This is a genomic window from Caballeronia sp. LP006 (genome assembly GCF_031450995.1).
Classification (GTDB): domain Bacteria; phylum Pseudomonadota; class Gammaproteobacteria; order Burkholderiales; family Burkholderiaceae; genus Caballeronia.
The window spans coordinates 617,736-637,512 of the sequence record NZ_JARTVW010000004.1; the positions used below are offsets into that span (position 1 = coordinate 617,736).

Here is a 19,777-nt window from a genome sequence, read left to right on the forward strand (position 1 = left end):
CCTCCTCCTTTCGAATTCAGCGCGGCGGGGTCGTCGGGCGCCCGTGCCGTCGCGTGAATGTCTCTTGACGCAGAGTAACACCGACCCGGCGACCGGGTCGATGCGAGGAAGCGCGCAGTCGTTACAAGACGAGCGAGCCCGCCGAAATGGCGACGATCAGGAAGATGACGAACAGAATCAGGAAGATGAAGAAGCAAATCTTCGCGATGCCGGCCGCACCGGACGACACGCGTCCGAAACCGAAGAAGCCGGCGATGACCGAGATGACCGCGAAAAGAATGGCAAGTTTTAACATGACGTCGATGGTTTATCGTTAAGGTTTCGCCTTGTCTGCAAGGGTTGTGCCCAATCCCTTTCAAGCTGTCGTTGAACTCGACCGTTAGTTGCTCGTATGCGCGTTAAAAAGGCGGCCTGTTCGCCGCCCTTTCTTACTGCGCCCCGCCCTTCTCGGCCGCAGGAACCACGGCCGGAATCGTCCTTGGCCGCCCGCCCAGCCATCGCAAGACCGCTTGATGCACTTGAGGCACGGCAAGCAGCGTGGTTACGGCAATCGCATCCGCGGCCAGACCGGCGGGCACGTTGATGAGGCCATCGGTCAACGTGAAGAGAATGGAATCGACGACGAGCGATATCACCGTGCCGACGACGAAGCACACCATGCCGTCGCGCCCGACTGCCCCGACCCACGGCAGGCGCGATGCGATTTCCTTGATCAGACCGTAGCGCGCAAAATTGGTGGCGATCCACGCAATGGCGAGAAAGTTGACGACGCGCGCGCCGGCGAGGTCACGCTTGAACGCGCTATCCAAGACCGGCGGCAGTACGAGCAGCTTGTAATACGCCATGCCGATTATCAGCGCGAGCGCGCCCAGACTGACGACCCATCCCATGCGATGCGAAGTCACGCGCTGATAAACCGGCGTGCAGCGCGCCAGCACGCCGAGCACGAACATCAGTTGCCAGGCGGCGGGATTGAAGTCCCAAAGCGTGTCGTTGGCGGATGGCAAGTATTCACCGATTTGCGGCGCAAACGCCCACAGGCCGAGGCTCAGACCGAGCAGCAACCACGGCTTGCTGCGCGCGAGCGGCAGCGTAAGCGGCACGGACAGCGCGAAGAGCGCGTACATCGGCAGGACGGCGGCAAGATACGGCTGACGCTCGAAGGTGAGAATCTGCGTCAGCGACGACACCGGCGCGGCCGTGAGACTGTCGAGGTCATGCAGCGCCAGATTCGGCGCGCTGCCGAAAAACGGCCGCAGCAGGAAGGTCGCGACGAGCATCAGCGCGGCAGTGACGAGAAACGCGCGGTAGATTTCGACCGAGCGCTTGAGAAAACGCACGCGTGCGGCGCTTTCCGAGCGCCGGCTGGCCATCGCGGTATAGGCCGTCGCCGTGGCGAAGCCGCCGAGGAACACGAAGACTTCGGCGGCGTCGTTGAGCGCAAAGGCGTGCAGCGTGAAGCGCGACACCATGCTGCCGCCGATGTGATCGACGACGATGACGAGCAGCACGAGTCCGCGAAAGAAGTCCAGCTCGACGAGGCGTTGAGATTTTCCTGACATGCTGCTCAAGGAGTTTTCCTGCGGCGCGCAGGAGGTTGGCAGGCGCCGCAAACGGCGGCAAACGAGACCGAGAGTTTACCCTTAATCGTCTGCGGTGAGCATCTTCGCATAAGGAAAAAACCGTTTCAAATCCGGCGCTTGTTGTGTTTCGAGCGCAAACGCTGATACTTCGCAACGCATTTCTGTGTCTCCTCCGCTTGGTGTCTCGAAAAGTTTTCAAGTTCCTTTCATTCATCCAAGTCTGCGTTAATATCACGCGCTCAATCCACTCGATGCGGCTTTCGCACAACTCAAAGGCTTCCGACGCGCATGGACTACCTCGCCACACTGCTGACCGATCCCGCCGCCTGGGCCGCTCTCGCGACGCTCGTCGTCATGGAAGTGGTGCTTGGCATCGACAACCTGATCTTCATTTCGATCCTGACCAACAAGCTGCCCGAGGCGCATCGGGAGCGCACGCAACGCATCGGCATCGGGCTCGCGCTCGTGATGCGGCTCGGTTTGCTCGGCACGGTCGCACTGATCGTGCGCCTTACCGCGCCGATCTTCGAGGCGTTCGGGCACGGCTTCTCGTGGCGCGACCTGATCCTGATCGCGGGCGGCGTTTTTCTCGTGTGGAAGGCGACCACGGAAATCCGCCATCACGTCACGCACGACGCCGACGATCACGCTGGCGCGAATGCGGGCGCGCGCCTCACACCGTTGTCGGCGATCGGCCAGATTCTGCTGCTCGATCTGGTGTTTTCCATCGACAGTATCGTGACGGCGGTCGGCATGACGGAACACATTCCGATCATGTTCGTTGCCGTGATCGCGGCGGTCGCGGTCATGCTGTTCGCGGCGGGGCCGCTGTCGCGGTTCATCGAACGCAATCCGACTATCGTGATGCTGGCGCTCGGCTTCTTGCTCGTGATCGGGATGACGCTGATCGCGGAAGGATTCGGCTCGCACGTGCCGAAAGGGTATATCTATGCGGCGATGGCGTTCTCCGCGCTCGTCGAAGCGCTCAACATGCTGGCGCGGCGGGCGAAGCGGAAGTCCGATCCGGCTCGGAATTGACGCGTCGAGAACTGATGCATCAGCTCGTGTAGCCGTCGCGGATCAGGCGGCATAGAACCGGCGCCATCGCGGGCTCCTCGGGTTCGCCTCGGTCGACCCATGCGGCGAATGCCTTCACGTCGTCGGTGAATGGCGGTTCGCCGCGCGCCTTGCGGATGACGTTGTGCGCGCTCAGCAAAGCTTTCGCGGGCGCCACGATCGATGCGATGAGCGGCCCCTTCGCCGGGCCGAAGTCGAAATTGTCCATGCCGTGCTTATCGGCATTGGCGATGAAGACTTGAGGCTCAGCAGGTCTGGTGGCGTCGCGCTTGCACGGCGGGGGCGTTATAAGCCGCACCTCAAAACGGCAACTCGCCCTGCCGCTTTTCAACAACCGCGATCTCCGGCAACGGCTGCGCGCGCAGCCAGCGATCGATCGCGTCGACGACATGCCGACGTTCGGCTTCATCGAGTACCTTGCCCGCCGCGATGTCGTGCCATTTCGCCAGACAACCGCGGCAGCACGTCGCCGTCGCGTGCTGCGCGATGAACACCGGATGCCCGCGAAACGGCGTCTGCTTGCCATCGTTGAGCGGCGCTTGCGGCGCAAGGCGCTTCGCAATCAGCTCATGCGCCTGCGCGACGACCGCTTCCACCCCGCGTTCGCGCAGATAGCGCCCTTCCCGCACACCCAACGCAAAACGCCTGCGAAACGCGGATTTCGCGAGCGAGGCGAAGACGGCGTCGAGATCGCGCATCGACCTTCATTCCTTGCCGTAGAGCGTGGAATCGGCGAAACCCTGGGCGTCGAGCACACGGCCCACGAGAATCAGCGCCGTGCGTTGCAAACGCACTGCCCGCACCTTCACCGCGATATCCGCAAGCGTGCCTTCCACGCGCGTTTCATCCGGCCAACTCGCGCGAAACACCACGGCGACAGGACAATCCGCGCCGTAATGCGGCAGCAGATCGTCGACGATACGCTCGATATGCCGCACGCCAAGATGAATGGCGAGCGTCGCACGATGACGCGCCAGATCCGCGAGCGATTCGCCTTCGGGCATCGACGTTTTCGCGGCATAGCGCGTGAGAATCACGGTCTGCGAGATGCCCGGCAAGGTGAGTTCGCGTTTGAGCGCCGCCGCCGATGCCGCCGTCGCCGTCACGCCCGGCACGATCTCATAAGGAATCGCGAGCGTATCGAGACGGCGCATCTGCTCGCCTGTCGCGCCGTAAAGCGAAGGGTCGCCGGAATGCACGCGCGCCACGTCTTCTCCCCGCGCGTGCGCGTTTTCGAGCAACGCGACGATCGCATCGAGATCGAGTTCCGCCGTGTTCACGACACGCGTCGCCCGATGCCCGCTCAACACTTCGTCGGGCACGAGCGAGCCCGCATAAAGAATCACCGGACACGAGCGGATGAGCCGCTGGCCCTTCACGGTGATGAGTTCCGGGTCGCCCGGTCCGGCGCCGATGAAATAGACGGTCATGGAAGAGGAAGTTCGGTTGTGAGTGCATCGAGCGCGCTTGCCGGATCGTCGAATGCGCGATCGGCTTCGGGAAGCGCGGGCCGCGCAAGCATCACGACGGGCAAGCCGCGTTCGCGCGCCACCGCGAGCTTCGCTTCGGTCGCGCGGCCGCCGCTGTTTTTGCTGACGACGACATCGATACGCGCCGCATCGAACAACGCGCGCTCGCCTTCGATACTGAACGGCCCGCGCGCATCGACGATCCGCGCACGCGCGTTGCCTTCGTGCGGGTCGAGACAACGGACAGTCCAGAATTGCGACGCGGGTATCTCGTCAAGATGCGCAAGCGGCTCGCGTCCGAGCGTGAATAACGGCTTTTCATAGGCCGCGATTGCATCGACGACGCCTGGCCAATCGCGCGCCTCGCGCCAGATGTCGCCCGTTCGCGGTTGCCATGCCGGACGACGCACGGCCCACAAGGGCACGCCAACGAGCGTACACGCTTCGCGTGCATGACGGCTCATCTGCGCGGCGTAGGGATGCGTGGCATCGAGCACCAGCGCGATGCCTTCTTCACGCAGATACGTTGCCAGACCCGCCACGCCGCCAAAACCGCCGACGCGAACCTCACATGCGAGATCCGTCGGCACACGCCCGAGCCCCGCGAGACTGTAGACATGCGACGTGCCCAGCTTGCGCGCAATGACGAGCGCGTCGCCGGTGCCGCCGAGCAATAGCACGCGCTTCATTGCGCGCTCCCGACGATTTGCCCTTGCCTGTCGATGGCGAAAGTCTCCACGACGATGCCTTGCGGCACGACGTCGAGCGCCACTTCGCGGGCCCGCGCGCAGACGATATCGCCGAGCGCGATGCCTTCGCCACGCGTCAGCTTAAGCGCCTCCTGACTCGTGTTGGCCGCGCGAATCGCGTGCTGCAACGTGATGCTCGCGCCAGCATCGGCGGCCCAGGTGGCGAGAAGCGGCAAGTCGATACTCGACGTGCGGCTGTGCAGATCCATATGTCCCGCCGCGAGCTTGCTGAGTTTGCCGAAGCCGCCGCAAACACTGAGTTTTTCGACCGGCGCGCGGCGCAAGTGCTTCAAAACCGCGCCCGCGAAATCGCCCATTTCGATGAGCGCCATATCCGGCAAGCCGTAACGCGCGCGCATGGCGTCCTCGCTCTGATTGCCGGTGCACGCCGCGATATGTTGCACGCCATTGGCGCGCGCGACATCGATCCCCTGATGGATCGACGCGATATAAGCCGCACACGAAAACGGCCGGACGATGCCGGTGGTCCCGAGTATCGACAGTCCGCCGATAATGCCGAGCCGCGGATTCATCGTCTTGAGCGCAAGCGCCTCGCCATTCTCCACGCCGATGCTCACGTCGAAACCGCCCGCATAACCCGCTCGCGTGGCGAGTGCTTCGAGATGCTCGCTCATCATTTTGCGGGGAACGGGGTTGATGGCCGGCTCGCCGATCGGCAACGCAAGGCCCGCGCGCGTCACGGTGCCAACGCCCGGTCCCGCGTGAAAGCGCACGCCATGCCGCGCCGCAAGCCGCACGCGAGCTATGACGAGCGCGCCATGCGTGACATCGGGATCGTCGCCGGCATCCTTGATGACGCCCGCTTCCGCTGCATCGCCGGCAAGACGGCAGAACGCGAGCGGCATTGTCACGGACTGGCCCTTCGGCAGCACGATCTCCGCGCGCTCGCTCGGCTCGCCGAGCAACAAAAGGCGCGCGGCCGCGAGACTCGTCACGGTCGCGCAGCTTCCCGTCGTGTAGCCGCTTCTGAGCGGCGCGGACTGTTCGGGCGTTTCGTCACGCATCGGGATGGTCATTCGCCGGCGAGCTCATGGCTTCTTCGCGTGCAGAAGCGTGATCGGCAGCGCTTGCCGCCATGTATCGAAACTGCCGAGCGGCTCGGCCCGTGCGATGCCGATCCGCGTCAGCTCGCCGCCATGCTCCGCGCGCCATGCAACGAGCGCCGCTTCGCTCTGCAAGGTCACGGCGTTGACGATCAGCCGACCGCCCTGCCGCACGCGCGCCCAGCACGCATCGAGGAGACCCGGCACGGTCACGCCGCCGCCGATGAACACGGCATCCGGCGCGCTCAAACCGTCGAGCGCGCCGGGCGCCTCGCCCTTGACGAGTTGCAGCGCAGGCACGCCGAGCGCATCGCGGTTATGTTCGATGAGACGCTGCCGCCCTTCGTTCGCTTCGATTGCAATCGCGCGGCAAGCGGGATGCGCGCGCATCCACTCGATACCGATGGACCCGCAACCCGCGCCGACATCCCACAGCAATTCGCCCGGTTGCGGCGCGAGACGTGCGAGCGTCACGGCGCGTACATCGCGCTTGGTGAGCTGGCCGTCGTGCCGATACGCGTCGTCGGTAAGACCCGGCGTGAGCGATGGCCCCGCTTGGCCCGCATGCGTGCGGCATTCGATCGCCATGAGATTGAGCGCCGCCACGCGCGGCTCGCGCCAGTCGTCCGCACGTTCGTCGAACCGGCGTTCATTCGTGCCGCCCAGATGCTCGAACACCGTCACGCGGCTCGCGCCGAAACCATGCAGCGTGAGAAGCTGCGTGACGGCGGCGGGCGTCGCGCCATCGGCGCTCAGGACGAGCAGACGTCCGCCGCGAAACACATGCGCGAGCAGGGACGCCACCGGCCGCCCGACGAGCGACACGCATTGCGCGTCCTGCAACGGCCAGCCCAAGCGCGCCGCCGCCAGCGACAGCGACGAAGGCGCGGGCATGACGCGCATTTCTTCCGCGGATAATTCGCGCGCAAGCGTGACGCCGACGCCGAAGAACATGGGGTCGCCGCTCGCAAGCACGCATGTTTGGACGCCGCGCTCGGCGAGCACGGCATCGACGGAAAACGGGCTTGGCCATGGCACGCGGCGCGCCGCGATACGCGCCGGCAGAAACGCGAGGTGACGTTCGCCGCCGTGGATCGACCGTGCTTGGAAGAGCGCGCGCCGCGCCTCGCGGCCAAGCCCATGCCAGCCGTCCTCGCCGATACCCACGACGGTCAGCCAGTTCGACATGTGCGGCCTCCTACGGGCGAATCCCGCGTTTGAAGCACCCGCGCAAGGCGGGAAGCGGTCTGATGGTCGATAAAAGCGGGCATAATAGCGCGTTCGTCGGTGCCTGAAGGGTTCGATCGGTATCGAGCCTCATGGCCTAACAGGGAACACAGCAAAACTGTGGCTGCCCCCGCAATTGTACGCAGCGAGTCCGCGCTCCACTGCCACTGGTTTTTACCGGGAAGGCTAGCGCGAATGTCGACCTGCCAGCCAAGAGACCTGCCGACGTAAGCATTCACTGCTATTCAACGCTATTCAACGCAATTGCGCGAAGCCTGCCGGGCGGGGTGTACCGGTTCGCAACTCAAGCGCTTGAGCATACGGTCGAGCTTTTGGAATCGTTCTTGCCGCCTCGGTCTTCGGCCTGTCCCGGCCTCATGCGTATCGTGCCCGCACGCGATGGCGCCCTTGCGCGCGTGCGTCTTGCCGGTGGCGAGTTGCGTCGCGAAGCCGCGCATGCCGTGGCGCACGCCGCCGAGCGCTGCGGTTCCGGCACGATCGAAGTGACCAATCGCGCCAATCTGCAACTGCGCGGCATTCGCGACGACGCCCACGCGGAACTCATCGACATCGTGCTCGCGGCGGGCCTCGGTCCGACCACGGCCGGCGCCGACGATATCCGAAACGTCATGCTGAGCCCGCTTGCGAGCACGGGAACGCGTGCGCTTGCAGCGGATATCGTCGAAAGCATGCAGGCCGATGCCGCGTTGCACGCGTTGTCGCCGAAGTTCGCGTTGCAGATCGACGATGGCGAAACGCTTGCGATGCTCGATCATCCGCACGATCTTTGGCTTTCGGCGCTGGACAATGGCGCGCGCTTCGCATTCGGTTTTGCAGGATCGATGCCGCATCGTGAGGAACATGCGCCTGCCTCGGGCGCGATTGCGCGTGACGACGCGAAGCGCTTCATCCTGGCCGTGCTGCAGGCGTTTCTGGCGCTGGCATCGGTGGAAGAACACCGCATGCGCGATGTGCTCGCACGCGTTGGAATAGCGGGCTTTCTCCATGCCCTCGACTTCGAAACACAGCACGACGCCGCACTTCAGTCATGGCGTCGCGCGCCTTCCGATGCAACGTTACGACTCGGCGCGCATGCGGACTATGTCGGCGCGCAAGCGCCGCTCGGCCGCCTCGATGCAAACACGCTTCACGCAATCGCCGATCTCGCCGAAGAACGCGTCGTGATGACGCCCTGGCAAAGCGTGTTGCTGCCGGACGTGCACGCGAATCGCATGACGCATGTCGTCGATGCCCTTCGCGCGCTTGGCCTCGCCACCGATCCACGCGATCCGTTCACGCGTCTGATCGCATGCGCGGGTTCTTCGGGCTGCGCGAAAAGCCGTGCCGATACGAAAGCGGACGCGCATCGATTAGCCGCCTTGCTGCCCGAGCATGCGCACGCGCATCTGAGCGGCTGCGAGCGCTCTTGTGCGGCGGCGCATCCCGTCGAAAACACGCTCGTTGCCGTTGCGCCCGGCCGCTACGACGTGCTTCGAGGCACACACGTGATCGCCCATAACCTCCTCATCGAAGAGGCGGCCGCATGGCTCGCCCGGAGTCATGCCGATGTCTGACTATATCCGCGACGGTGCGGAGATTTACCGGCAATCGTTCGCGACGATTCGCGCCGAAGCCGACCTCGCCGCCATTCCCGCCAACCTCGAAAAGCTCGCCGTGCGGCTGATTCATGCGTGCGGCATGATCGATATCGTCGATGACCTGCGCTTCTCGTCCGATGCCGGTATCGCGGGCCGTGAAGCGCTCGTGAGCGGCGCGCCCATTCTCTGCGATGCGCGCATGGTCGCCGAAGGCATCACGCGCGGGCGCCTTCCCGCGAATAATCGCGTGATCTGCACGCTCGGCGATGCCTCCGTGCCCGAACGCGCCCGTGCGATGCGCAACACGCGCTCCGCTGCCGCACTCGAACTCTGGCGGCCTGATCTTGCGGGTGCGATCGTCGCAATCGGCAATGCGCCCACCGCGCTCTTTCATCTACTCGACATGATCGACGACGGCGCACCGAAGCCCGCGCTCATCCTCGGCTTTCCAGTGGGCTTTATCGGCGCGGCGAAATCGAAAGCCATGCTTGCCGCCGACAGCCGTGGCATTCCTTTCGTCGCGTTGCTCGGACGACGCGGTGGCAGCGCGATGGCGGCGGCCGCCGTGAATGCGCTCGCATCGGAGGCCGAGTGATGAGCGGAAGACTCCATGGCCTGGGCGTCGGTCCGGGCGATCCCGATCTCATCACGGTGAAGGCGTTGAAGCTGCTCAAGGCGGCGCCCGTGGTCGCGTATTTCGTCGCAAAAGGGAAGAAGGGCAACGCGTTCGGCATCATCGAATCTCATCTCGAAGACACGCAGACGCGCTTGCCGCTCGTCTATCCCGTGACGACGGAAGCGCTCGAACCGCCGCTTTGCTACGAGACGATCATCAGCGCGTTCTACGATGAATGCGCGCTCGCCATTGCGGATCATCTCGAAGCCGGCCGCGACGTGGCGGTGATCTGCGAAGGCGATCCGTTCTTCTACGGCTCGTACATGTATCTGCACGATCGCCTTGCCGCGCGCTTCGAGGCAGAAGTCGTGCCCGGCGTCTGTTCGATGCTGGGCGGCGTCGCAGTGCTTGGCGTGCCACTGGTTTATCGTAATCAGAGCCTTGCGGTGCTTTCGGGCGTTCTTTCGGAAGCCGAACTAAAACGGAAGCTGGCGACGAGCGATGCCGCCGTCATCATGAAGCTCGGCCGCAACTTCGACAAAGTGCGTCGTGTGCTGGCGGAACTCGGGCTCGACAAACGCGCGTTGTATGTGGAACGCGCGACGATGGCGAATCAACGCATCGTGCCGCTGAACGAAGTCGATCCAACGGCATCGCCCTACTTCTCGCTGTTGGTCGTGCCGGGGACGAAATGGAGCGCATAGACGTAGCGAAGCCGCTTGCCATCGTCGTGCTCGGCAACGGTGCGCTGACTATCGCGCGCAAGATTCAGGCGTGTCGTCCGGGATCGCTCGTTCATGGACTCGCTAGTCGCGTGAACGTGGACGTCTCCTTCGACGACTTCGGCGCGCACGTGCGGGCACTCTACGCGGCAGGCTCGCCAATCGTCGCACTGTGTTCAGCAGGCATCGTAATTCGCGCGCTGGCAGCGTCGCTTGCGGATAAGGGCGCGGAGCCGCCGGTGCTCGCTGTCGCGCAGGACGGCAGCGCGGTCGTGCCGCTGCTCGGCGGCATGAGCGGCGTGAACATGCTTGCGCGTGATATCGGCCAGATGCTCGGTATCGTACCGGCCATCACGACGAGCGGCGAATTACGCTTCGGTCAATGTCTGCTCGCGCCGCCCGAAGGCTACGTACTGGCGGATATCGAACGCGGCAAGCGCTTCGTGTCCGACTTGCTTGGCGGAGCAACGACGCGCGTGGAAGGCCACGCGCCGTGGCTCGATCAGGCAGCCCTTCCTCGCGCCGACGATGCGTTGCGCGCCATCCGCATCACGCCCGAAAGCGCCCACGATGAACACAGTCTCGTGATTCATCCACGTTGTGTGATTGCATGGATCGAAGATGACGCGACGATCGGCGATGTAGCCGAATGCGTACGCAAGACACTTCAAGCACGAAGCCTCGCGCCGCTCGCACTCGCTGTGCTGGTCGCGCCCACGCACGCAATGACATCGCAACGTCTTGCCGATGCCGCGCACGCGCTCGACGTGCCATTGCGTTTCAGCTACGCCCCGCCTTTCGACGTTTCGCATAACGGCGACGTTGCATTGCACGTCGCGAACGCGCCCGTCGATGCGCAGGCGATAGGCCGTGCACGCGGCAGGTTGACCGTGATCGGTCTCGGTCCCGGCAGCTCCGAGATGATGACGCCCGCCGCGAAAGCCGCGCTTCGTGCCGCAGAAGACGTGCTCGGTTACGAAACCTACGTGCGCATGGCAGGCCCGTTTCGCGCCGATCAACGCGCGCATATGACGGACAATCGCGAAGAGTTGCAGCGCGCGCGACATGCGTTCGAACTGGCAAGCGAGGGACGCAGGGTCGTGGTCGTATCGTCGGGCGATCCGGGCGTGTTCGCCATGGCGGCAGCCGTGCTCGAAGCACTCGACAAGGAAGCGAACGCGTCATGGCATGCCGTGAAACTCGAGATCGTGCCGGGCGTATCGGCGTCGCTTGCCACGGCGGCGCGTGCGGGCGCACCGCTCGGCCATGACTTCTGCGTTTTGTCGCTATCGGACAATTTGAAGCCGTGGGGCGTCATCGAGAAACGCATTGCGCATGCGGGTCAGGCCGATTTCGTCATGGCGTTCTACAACCCACTATCGAAGGCACGGCCCTGGCAATTCGATCGCGCGATCGAAATCGTGAAGCAGCATCGCGATGCCAAAACGCCGGTCGTGCTCGGGCGCGATGTGGGACGCGCGGGCGAGACGCTTCGCATCATGACGCTTGGCGAGTTGGACAGCACGATGGTGGACATGCGAACGATGGTGATCGTCGGATCATCGACCACGCGCGTGATCGGCGATGGCGCATGGGTTTATACGCCGCGATGGTATGAATGACACGCGCAGGCTACCGCAAGTCCGCGCTCAGTTCGCTCGCATGAAAGTACTCCGCCGCCCAGCGTAGCGCCAACGTGCTCGCTTGCCCGACTCCGAATTGCCCTTCATCGAAGTCCACTAGCACGACGCGGTCCGCGCACTGCGGCGGCGCGGGCGTCTCGTTCGTGCGGCCATCGGTCAGCACCCATAGCCAGCGACGCTGCGCGGGTCTTCGACGCGCGGCTCGTGCAAGCACGGTCTGCGCACTCGAAAGACCCAACGCCAGCGGCGTGCCACCACCGCCACCGATAGGACTCACCCAGCGCTCGTTCCACCAATGCGCGGCGCCCGGCTGACGACGCACTTCCGCACGCCCGCCACCGAAACATACGAGCGCAATTTCCGAACGCTCGCGATAAGCCCGATCGAACAACGCAATCAACAAGCCCTTGGCACGCGCGAGCCGTTCACCCGTGAGCATCGATCCCGAGCAATCGAGAAGAAAGCAATGCAACGACGCCGCTTCGCCCTGCACACGTCGATAGCGAAGATGCCGTGCATCGAGACGCTCGGCACGTTTCGCGCGTAGCGTCGATATCCAGTCGAGCGTGGTGCTTTCATCGCCTTCGCGACCGGTCATGCGACCGCGTGCCCGCGCTTCACGCCATCGAAGACGATGCTCTTGAGCATCCGCTTCGTGTCTCCGATGGCTCAGGCTTTTTTTTGCGGCAAGCGGTCTGACTTGCTTGACCTTCGCCGTGCCTGCTGGCTCGGGCGGCATGTAGCCCCAATCGCCTTCATTCGTGCTGCCGTTATCGCGCGGGGCGGGCTGCTGCGGCGCTTCGCCTTGCGATGCATCGGCCTCGCGTCGTCGATGCTTCAGCACGGCGTCGGCCACGCGATCGACATGAAGCGTCTGCACGTTGCTCGCGCCTTCGAATGCCGCGAGCGCTCTCGCCGCACGCAGCATCACGAGATCGGCGCGCAAGCCATCCACGTGGGCGGCGATGCAAAGCGCGCTCACGCGCGCATGCACCGCGTCGTCCGGATCGAGCGCGAATAGCACGGCACGTGCTGCATGAATGCGTTCTGCTAGCGCGGACTGTGCGTCGGCATGGCGTGCGCAGAATGCTTCAGCATCCATATCGAACGCGAGCCGCGCCCTGACGATCCGTTGCCGCACGCTCGCATCGAAGCAATTGTTCAATTCGACCGCGAGCCCGAAGCGGTCGAGCAATTGCGGACGCAATTCGCCTTCTTCGGGATTCATCGTGCCGATCAATACGAAACGCGCTTCATGCCGATGCGAAATACCATCGCGCTCGATGACGTTCACGCCGCTTGCCGCGACATCCAGCAACTGATCGACGAGCGGGTTGGGCAGCAGATTCACTTCATCGACATAGAGCACGCCGAGATGCGCTTTTGCAAGCAAGCCCGGCGAAAAGGTCACGCCGCCGTCGCGCAAGGCGCTTTGAATATCGAGCGTACCGATCAACTGCTCTTCGCTTGCGCCGAGCGGCAGCGTGACGAGCCGGCCTTCGGGCAATAGCTCGGCAAGGGCGCGTGCGGCAGTGGACTTCGCCGTTCCGCGTGGGCCGCTGACGAGCACGCCGCCAAGCGCCGGATCGATAGCCGCGAGCACGAGCGCCTGCTGCAAGGCCTCCTGCCCGACGAGCGCGGTAAAGGGAAACACCGGAAAATCAGCGTCGTTCGGGTTCAAGTCTGTCGGCCTTCGAGTTGCAGTTCGACATCGAGCAAATGGCGCGTCACGTCAGCGCGATAGCCGCCCGGCTCTTGCCATAAACCGCGCTCCATGGCTTCGAGCAGACGCTCGCATATCGATTGGAGCGCGTGAGGATTGTGCTGCGTGATGAACTCGCGCGTGTCTGCGTCGTTCACGTAAGCGTCGGTAACGAGCGCGTATTGATGATCCGATACGACACGCGCCGTGGCGTCGTATCCATAGAGATAATCCACCGTTGCAGCGAGTTCGGATGCGCCTTTGTAGCCGTGACGCTTGACGCCGTCGATCCATTTTGGATTGACCACGCGCGAGCGCACCACGCGTGCAATCTCTTCGTTCAAGGTCCGCACGCGCGGCGCGGCGGGATTGCTATGATCCGCGTTATACGCCTGCGGTTGCAGGCCCGAAAGATAACGCACGGCCGCGACCATGCCGCCCTGAAACTGATGGTAGTCGTTCGAGTCCAGCAGATCGTGCTCGCGGTTATCTTGATTCTGAAGCACGACATCGAGCGCGGAAAGCCGCGTGCCGAAGCTCGCTCGCGCATCCACGCCGTCTTGCGCCTGCGAATACGCATAGCCTCCCGTGCTTTGATACGCGGCCGAGAGATCGGCGTCGCTCTGCCATTGCTTCGCATCGATCAGTTCCTGCAAGCCCGCGCCATACGCGCCCGGCTTTGTGCTGAACACGCGCCAGCCTGCACGTTGCCGCGCTTCTTTCGCATTCATACCGCGACCGATCAGTTCATCGCGCTCACGCATGACGCGCGCGCGAATCGGATTGATATCCTCGGACTCGTCTTCGAGTTCGGCGACGGCTTGCACCGCCGCATCGAAAAGATGCATGAGATTGGCGAAGGCGTCGCGAAAGAACCCCGATACGCGCAAGGTAACGTCGATACGCGGCCGGTTGAAGATGGAGATTGGCAGTATCTCGAAGTCCGTCACGCGATTGCTTCCCGCCGCCCACTTCGGCCGTACGCCGATCAGTGCGAACGCCTGGGCCATATCGTCGCCGCCAGTGCGCATGGTCGCCGTGCCCCACACGGAAAGGCCGATGGCGCGCGGGAAATCGCCGTGATCCTGCACGTGTCTTTCCACCAGCAGATTGGCCGACTTGAGGCCGATGGACCATGCGGCCTGCGTCGGCAATGCGCGTGTGTCGACCGAATAAAAATTGCGTCCGGTAGGCAACACGTCCGGTCTGCCGCGCGATGGAGAACCGCTCGGACCAGGCGGCACGAAGCGGCCCTCAAGCCCGCGCTTCAGTTGCTCGAGCTCTTGCGGACCACACGCGTCAAGACGCGCGAGCACATCGCCTTGCAAGCGTTCGAGCACCAGCGTCGTTTGCGGCCCCGGCGATTCGGCATCGCCTTGAAATAGTTGCAATGCTAACGATTCGAGGCGTTCGCGTGTATCGCCATGATGCCGCCAAGGCGCGTCGACCGCGTTTTGAAGCGCGTCGGGGCGAGGTCCATTCCATGGCGCCGCCCAGTCGGCATCGAGCGGATCGAACGCTTCACCGAGCGCGAGATCGCGCGCCATGGCCGTGATGAGACTTGCATTCGCGCCGCGTCCGTCGCCGGTCGGAAAACGGCCCAATGCGAGCAGCGTATCGCGCCTTTGCACGCCTTCGGGCGATACGCCGAACACATGCAAGCCATCGCGTATCTGCGCTTCCTTGAGTTCGCACAGATAGGCATCGGCACGCGTAAGCAGTGTGTCTTCACCCTGCAAGTCGCCCGGTGCGTCGAGCCCGAGTTCCTCATGCAACCTGTTCTCGACGATGTTCGCGAGGATGGACTTGCGCAGCAGCTTCGCGCGGCGCGTATCGACCATGAGCGCTTCGTAGTATTCGTCCACTTGTCGTTCGAGATCCTGCAGCGGCCCATAGTTTTCGGCACGCGTGAGCGGCGGCATCAGATGGTCGATGATGACCGCCTGCGCGCGACGCTTGGCCTGACTTCCTTCGCCCGGATCGTTCACGATGAACGGATAGAGATGCGGCATGGGACCGAGAATGAGATCGGGCCAGCACGATGCCGACAACGCAACGCTCTTGCCCGGCAGCCATTCGAGGTTGCCATGCTTGCCGACATGCACGAGCGCATCGGCCTGGAAACGCAAGCGCAACCAAAAATAAAACGCGAGATACGCATGCGGCGGCACGAGCTCGGCATTGTGATAGCTCGCATAATCGTCGCGCTCGCGCGAGCGCGAAGGCTGAATGCCGATGAACACTTCACCGCAACGCAAGCCTGCAATCATGAAGCGGCCGCGCCGTATCGTCGGATCGTCTTCAGGCGCGCCCCATGTTTTTTCCAGTGCTTGCCGTGCATCCAGCGGCAACGCGCGATAGGCATCGAGATAATCTTCGAGCGCAAGACTTTGCAGGGCCGGGCGAAGATCGCGCACGACAGGGTCGTTCGTCACGCCTCGTGTAAGCGCTTCGATGAGCGCATCGCCATGTTCGGGAATCTGGTCTAAGCGATAGCCTTCACGCTCGAGCAACTGCAAGATGTTGATGGCCGATGCCGGCGTGTCCAGTCCCACGCCGTTGCCAATGCGCCCTTCGCTCGCCGGATAATTCGCCAAGACGAGCGCGATGCGCTTGCGCTCGTTTGGCGTATGTCTGAGCTTGCACCAGCGCGCGCTGAGTTCGGCGACGAAGCGCATGCGCTCGGTATCGGCTTGATAACGCACCACGTCGACCTGCGTATGCGGGCATCGATAAGCAAGTCCCTTGAAGCTCACCGCTCGCGTGATGATACGGCCATCCACCTCGGGGAGCGTCACGTGCATGGCGACATCGCGCGAATTCAGGCCTTGATTGTCCTTCTGCCAGTCATCGCGATTGCCCCCGCTCAAGATCACTTGCATCACGGGCGCATCGCCGGCCACTTCGAATGCTTCGCTTTCTCCGATCACGCCCGCAGCGAACGCCGTGGTATTGAGCACGAGCGATGCACCATGCTGCGCGCACAAACGCTCCACTACTTCGCGGCTCAGACTTTCCTTGAGCGATGCAATCGCAATGGGCAGCGGATTCATGCCCTCGCGTTCGAGCGCTTCGATGAATGCATCGAACACAGCGGTGTTGCCTGATTGAAGGTGCGCGCGATAGAAAAGAATGGCAACCACCGGCGCGCCTTCGGTCCAGCGTTCGCGCCAATCGTCGCTAGAAGCGCTTTCGCGCTCGGGGTGATAGATCGCGACCGCGGGCAACGCGCTCGGCGCGTGCGCTTCGCGTCCCCAACCGAACGCGCGATGCGCAATGGCGCGTAGAAACTCTTCGGCATTGCGCGCGCCGCCTTCACGTAAATAGCGCGACAGGTCGCGGCAGAACGCGGCATCGGCCGTACTCTTGCCGATGAGATTCGGGTCTTCCGCAAGATCGCCCGAAAACATGGCGAGCATCTGCTTTTCGCGCTTTGCCAAAGCGACGAGACGCTCGATACCGTAGGGCCAATACGATTCGCCGCCGAGATGATCGACGATGACGACCTTTGCATGGCGCAGAATGTCGTCGACATAAAAGTCGACCGAAGCGTTCTGGCGCAGGAACGATTGATTTGCGAGCCGCACCTCCGGAAAGCCGGGGCCGAGACGTGGAAAGACGCTTGCGAGCAGCGCGAGCGTGGTATCGGCCGAACTGAGCACGACGATGGGTGCGCGCGTCTGCTCGATCCGCATCACGCCTGCGGCGTCGTCGACGAAGCCTCCCGGAGTCGTGCGCAGCAGATGCATCGCTCAGGCCTGCACGGGTAAGTTCTGCAACACGGAAACGAAGGCACGTTGCAGCGTTTCGCGGTCGAGGTCCTCGCCGATAAGCACGAAGCGACTCGATGCCTCGCCTTCGTTCCAGCGCCTGTCGAAGTAACTGTCGAAGCGTCGCCCCACGCCTTGCACGACGAGCCGCATGGCGGCACCCGGCAACGCCGCGAAGCCCTTCACACGGTAAATCGTGTGCTTTTCCACCAGCACGTGCAGTGCCGCAAGCAGCTGTTCGCGCGACTCGACATCCGCTGCGACCACCACGGAATCGAACTCGTCGTGATGATGATCCGCATGACCGTCTTCGTCGGGCGAGCCATGATGGTCGTGCCGCAGATGAATGGTCTCTTCCGATGCGGATTGCAAGCCGAGCAGCGCATGCACGTCGAGTTTGCCCATCTGCGCGGGAACGATCTTCACTTCGGGCGGAATCTCGGGACGCACGAGCGCATCGACCTTGCTCAACGCGGCGGCATCCATGAGATCGGTCTTGTTGACGATGACGAGATCCGCCGACGACAGTTGGTCTTCAAACAATTCATGCAACGGCGATTCGTGATCGAGATTCGGATCGGCCTTGCGCTGCGCATCGACGGCGATGGGATTTGCCGCGAACTGACCGCTTGCCGCAGCCGGACCGTCGACCACGGTAACGACCGCGTCCACGGTGAAGGCGTTCTTGATGGACGGCCAGTTGAAGGCCTGCACGAGCGGCTTGGGCAAGGCAAGCCCGGACGTTTCGATCAACACGTGATCGATCCTGTCGCGCCGTTCAAGCAGTTGCTCCATCACCGGATAAAACTCTTCCTGCACGGTGCAACACAAGCAACCGTTCGCGAGTTCATAGAGATTGCGTTCGGCGGAGCCTGCTTCGTCGTCGCAACCGATGCCGCAGCCCTTGAGAATTTCTCCATCGATACCGAGCTCGCCGAACTCGTTGACGATGACCGCGATGCGCTTGCCCTGCGCGTTCGAAAGAATGTGCCGCATCAGCGTGGTTTTGCCGCTGCCGAGGAAGCCGGTCACGACCGTGACGGGGATCTTGCGCGTTTGCATCGTTGCTCCGTGCTTGATTGATGCGTGCGCCCTATGCGTGATGGTGTGCGCGATGCGGTCTATTCGACCTTTGCAGCGGCATGGACATGGAAAAGCGCACGACTCGGTGGATCTGGGGATACGCCGCAACCCCGCGGCTAAGGAAATCCCTTCGGTAATTCTGGCCGGTATCCGGGCTGACGAAAATAGCCGCTTCGCCTTCCCGCGCCGGACGCTTTGAACGCCTAGCACAGTGGCTTTGAAACCGGCTTGCCGCGCATGTCATGCGTGGCTTTCGCTTACCGTTGCGGGGGCAGCACAGGTTGGCTTGCGTTCGCCTGAACGCGCGCTTCCTGTTTCCCGTTCAACTGCGCGCTAAAGACTTGGCGCGCGAGCACCTGAACTATTGAAAGTCTAGGGCTAGCGGGGTTAGGCGTCAAGAAAGCATGGTGCCTGCCTAAGCGTCCGGTATGGTATCTTTCCTCCGACTTAAGGCTTTTCAAGTCGACCTCCATGAATTGGCTTCGTTTAGCATGAGCGCCGCGCTCGTCATCGGCATCGGCTGCCGCCGCGGCGTAAGCGCCGAAGCAATAGAACGCGCTGTGCGTGGTGCGCTTGGCACGCTCGCATTTGCCGATATCGCCAGCGTGGCAAGCATCGACGCTAAGAAAGACGAAGCAGGATTGCTCGCATTTTGCGAGCGTCATCAATTGCGCGTGGATTTCTTTAGCGCCGATCAAATCGAGCGCGCGCCTGGGGAATTCTTATCGCAGGCAAGGCGGCATTTGAATGTCGACGGCGTATGCGAGCCTTGCGCGCTCATTGCCAGCGGCGGCCGGCTCGTCGTGCATAAGACTATCGCGGGCGGCGTGACGGTCGCTATTGCAGAGACACCATCGAAGAAACAAGCATGAAAACCGATACCGAATCGCATTTGCGCATGACCCAGCGGCGCAAGGAAGGCCATGAGAAAAAGCAGGCCGCCGCCGACCATGAAAAGGGCCTGTTGATCGTCAATACCGGCAACGGCAAAGGCAAGACCACCGCTGCATTCGGCATGGCCATGCGCGTGCTCGGGCACGGCATGAAACTCGGCGTGGTGCAATTCATCAAAGGCGCGCTGCATACGTCGGAACGCGATTTCCTTGGCGCAATCGCGCATTGCGATTTCGTGACGATGGGCGATGGCTATACGTGGAACACGCAAAATCGCGAGGCGGATATCGCCACGGCGCGCAAGGGATGGGACGAAGCACGACGCATGATCCAAAGCGGCGAGTATCAGATGGTCGTACTCGACGAGCTCAATGCCGTGCTCAAGTACGAATATTTGCCGCTTGAGGAAGTACTCGGCGTGCTAAAGGCACGGCCGGCCATGCTGCATGTCGTCGTGACGGGACGACACGCGGCCGATGAGCTCATAGAAATAGCCGATCTCGTCACCGAAATGCGCCTCGTAAAGCACCCTTATCGCGAGCAGGGCGTCAAGGCGCAACGCGGCGTCGAGTTCTGACGC

The 19,777-nt window shown here is 63.0% G+C and carries 18 protein-coding genes, 1 pseudogene and 2 riboswitches; of the genes and pseudogenes, 7 read left to right on the forward strand and 12 right to left on the reverse strand.

The window, feature by feature from the left end; genetic code table 11:
* Nucleotides 1-121: 121 nt before the first annotated feature.
* Together P9250_RS12955 and P9250_RS12960 are read right to left on the reverse strand one after the other, a co-directional pair.
* The gene (locus P9250_RS12955; RefSeq protein ID WP_087628737.1) at nucleotides 122-295 is read right to left on the reverse strand and encodes a DUF1328 domain-containing protein; all 174 of its coding nucleotides are present in this window, start codon (nucleotides 293-295) and stop codon (nucleotides 122-124) included.
* Between the two features lie 133 nt (nucleotides 296-428).
* Nucleotides 429-1,562 (reverse strand): OpgC domain-containing protein, encoded by a 1,134-nt coding sequence (locus P9250_RS12960; RefSeq protein WP_310393390.1) that lies wholly within the window; start codon nucleotides 1,560-1,562, stop codon nucleotides 429-431.
* 309 nt (nucleotides 1,563-1,871) lie between these two features.
* On the opposite strand from P9250_RS12960, the gene P9250_RS12965 reads away from it, so the two are divergent.
* Complete coding sequence (locus P9250_RS12965) at nucleotides 1,872-2,621, forward strand: TerC family protein (RefSeq protein ID WP_244829510.1); 750 nt, start codon at nucleotides 1,872-1,874, stop codon at nucleotides 2,619-2,621.
* A gap of 19 nt (nucleotides 2,622-2,640) precedes the next feature.
* On the opposite strand, the gene P9250_RS12970 is transcribed toward P9250_RS12965, so the two are convergent.
* The 6 genes from P9250_RS12970 to cbiE all read right to left on the reverse strand — a co-directional run bounded on the left by P9250_RS12970 (nucleotide 2,641) and on the right by cbiE (nucleotide 7,130).
* On the reverse strand, nucleotides 2,641-2,868 hold the full coding sequence (locus P9250_RS12970) for a hypothetical protein (RefSeq protein ID WP_244829508.1): 228 nt from the start codon (nucleotides 2,866-2,868) through the stop codon (nucleotides 2,641-2,643).
* Between the two features lie 91 nt (nucleotides 2,869-2,959).
* Entirely contained in the window at nucleotides 2,960-3,358 is a 399-nt protein-coding gene (locus P9250_RS12975; protein ID WP_310393391.1) for a DUF4186 domain-containing protein, read from the reverse strand.
* 6 nt (nucleotides 3,359-3,364) lie between these two features.
* Complete coding sequence (gene cobM, locus P9250_RS12980) at nucleotides 3,365-4,090, reverse strand: precorrin-4 C(11)-methyltransferase (protein ID WP_250467207.1); 726 nt, start codon at nucleotides 4,088-4,090, stop codon at nucleotides 3,365-3,367.
* Nucleotides 4,087-4,818 (reverse strand): cobalt-precorrin-6A reductase, encoded by a 732-nt coding sequence (locus P9250_RS12985; protein WP_310393393.1) that lies wholly within the window; start codon nucleotides 4,816-4,818, stop codon nucleotides 4,087-4,089. Before P9250_RS12985 ends, cobM begins: the two co-directional genes overlap by 4 nt.
* Nucleotides 4,815-5,903, reverse strand: a complete 1,089-nt coding sequence (locus tag P9250_RS12990; protein WP_250493650.1) for a cobalt-precorrin-5B (C(1))-methyltransferase — start codon at nucleotides 5,901-5,903, stop codon at nucleotides 4,815-4,817. The genes P9250_RS12985 and P9250_RS12990 overlap by 4 nt, the downstream gene beginning before the upstream one ends.
* A 24-nt stretch (nucleotides 5,904-5,927) precedes the next feature.
* Nucleotides 5,928-7,130 (reverse strand): precorrin-6y C5,15-methyltransferase (decarboxylating) subunit CbiE, encoded by a 1,203-nt coding sequence (gene cbiE, locus P9250_RS12995; protein ID WP_310393395.1) that lies wholly within the window; start codon nucleotides 7,128-7,130, stop codon nucleotides 5,928-5,930.
* An 80-nt stretch (nucleotides 7,131-7,210) separates the two neighbouring features.
* A riboswitch (cobalamin riboswitch) is annotated at nucleotides 7,211-7,411 on the forward strand.
* Between the two features lie 102 nt (nucleotides 7,412-7,513).
* Between cbiE and cobG the strand changes: the two genes are divergently transcribed.
* Genes cobG through cobJ form a run of 4 tightly spaced genes read left to right on the forward strand, consistent with a single transcriptional unit; the run spans nucleotide 7,514 to nucleotide 11,727 of the window.
* Nucleotides 7,514-8,743 carry a precorrin-3B synthase gene (cobG, locus tag P9250_RS13000; protein WP_310393397.1) on the forward strand — a complete coding sequence of 410 codons (1,230 nt, stop codon included), beginning with the start codon at nucleotides 7,514-7,516 and terminating at the stop codon, nucleotides 8,741-8,743.
* The gene (locus P9250_RS13005) at nucleotides 8,736-9,362 is read left to right on the forward strand and encodes a precorrin-8X methylmutase (protein WP_310393399.1); all 627 of its coding nucleotides are present in this window, start codon (nucleotides 8,736-8,738) and stop codon (nucleotides 9,360-9,362) included. The genes cobG and P9250_RS13005 overlap by 8 nt, the downstream gene beginning before the upstream one ends.
* Nucleotides 9,362-10,087: a precorrin-2 C(20)-methyltransferase gene (locus P9250_RS13010; RefSeq protein ID WP_310393401.1), complete on the forward strand. Its 726-nt coding sequence runs from the start codon at nucleotides 9,362-9,364 to the stop codon at nucleotides 10,085-10,087. Before P9250_RS13005 ends, P9250_RS13010 begins: the two co-directional genes overlap by 1 nt.
* Nucleotides 10,075-11,727 carry a precorrin-3B C(17)-methyltransferase gene (gene cobJ / locus P9250_RS13015; RefSeq protein ID WP_310393403.1) on the forward strand — a complete coding sequence of 551 codons (1,653 nt, stop codon included), beginning with the start codon at nucleotides 10,075-10,077 and terminating at the stop codon, nucleotides 11,725-11,727. Before P9250_RS13010 ends, cobJ begins: the two co-directional genes overlap by 13 nt.
* A 10-nt stretch (nucleotides 11,728-11,737) precedes the next feature.
* Here the strand turns inward: cobJ and P9250_RS13020 are convergent, their stop codons facing one another.
* From P9250_RS13020 to cobW, 4 genes and pseudogenes are all read right to left on the reverse strand, one after another.
* Complete coding sequence (locus tag P9250_RS13020) at nucleotides 11,738-12,346, reverse strand: VWA domain-containing protein (protein ID WP_310394146.1); 609 nt, start codon at nucleotides 12,344-12,346, stop codon at nucleotides 11,738-11,740.
* A 78-nt stretch (nucleotides 12,347-12,424) separates the two neighbouring features.
* A pseudogene (locus P9250_RS13025) lies at nucleotides 12,425-13,402 on the reverse strand (ATP-binding protein); the annotation flags it as partial.
* 23 nt (nucleotides 13,403-13,425) lie between these two features.
* Nucleotides 13,426-17,199 carry a cobaltochelatase subunit CobN gene (gene cobN, locus P9250_RS13030; RefSeq protein ID WP_310393405.1) on the reverse strand — a complete coding sequence of 1,258 codons (3,774 nt, stop codon included), beginning with the start codon at nucleotides 17,197-17,199 and terminating at the stop codon, nucleotides 13,426-13,428.
* 3 nt (nucleotides 17,200-17,202) lie between these two features.
* Nucleotides 17,203-18,282: a cobalamin biosynthesis protein CobW gene (cobW, locus tag P9250_RS13035; protein WP_310393408.1), complete on the reverse strand. Its 1,080-nt coding sequence runs from the start codon at nucleotides 18,280-18,282 to the stop codon at nucleotides 17,203-17,205.
* A 144-nt stretch (nucleotides 18,283-18,426) separates the two neighbouring features.
* Nucleotides 18,427-18,678, reverse strand: a riboswitch (cobalamin riboswitch).
* Nucleotides 18,679-18,794: 116 nt separating this feature from the next.
* On the opposite strand from cobW, the gene P9250_RS13040 reads away from it, so the two are divergent.
* On the forward strand, nucleotides 18,795-19,175 hold the full coding sequence (locus tag P9250_RS13040) for a cobalamin biosynthesis protein (RefSeq protein ID WP_250493487.1): 381 nt from the start codon (nucleotides 18,795-18,797) through the stop codon (nucleotides 19,173-19,175).
* Complete coding sequence (cobO, locus tag P9250_RS13045) at nucleotides 19,172-19,774, forward strand: cob(I)yrinic acid a,c-diamide adenosyltransferase (RefSeq protein ID WP_244829493.1); 603 nt, start codon at nucleotides 19,172-19,174, stop codon at nucleotides 19,772-19,774. The genes P9250_RS13040 and cobO overlap by 4 nt, the downstream gene beginning before the upstream one ends.
* Nucleotides 19,775-19,777 lie beyond the last annotated feature (3 nt).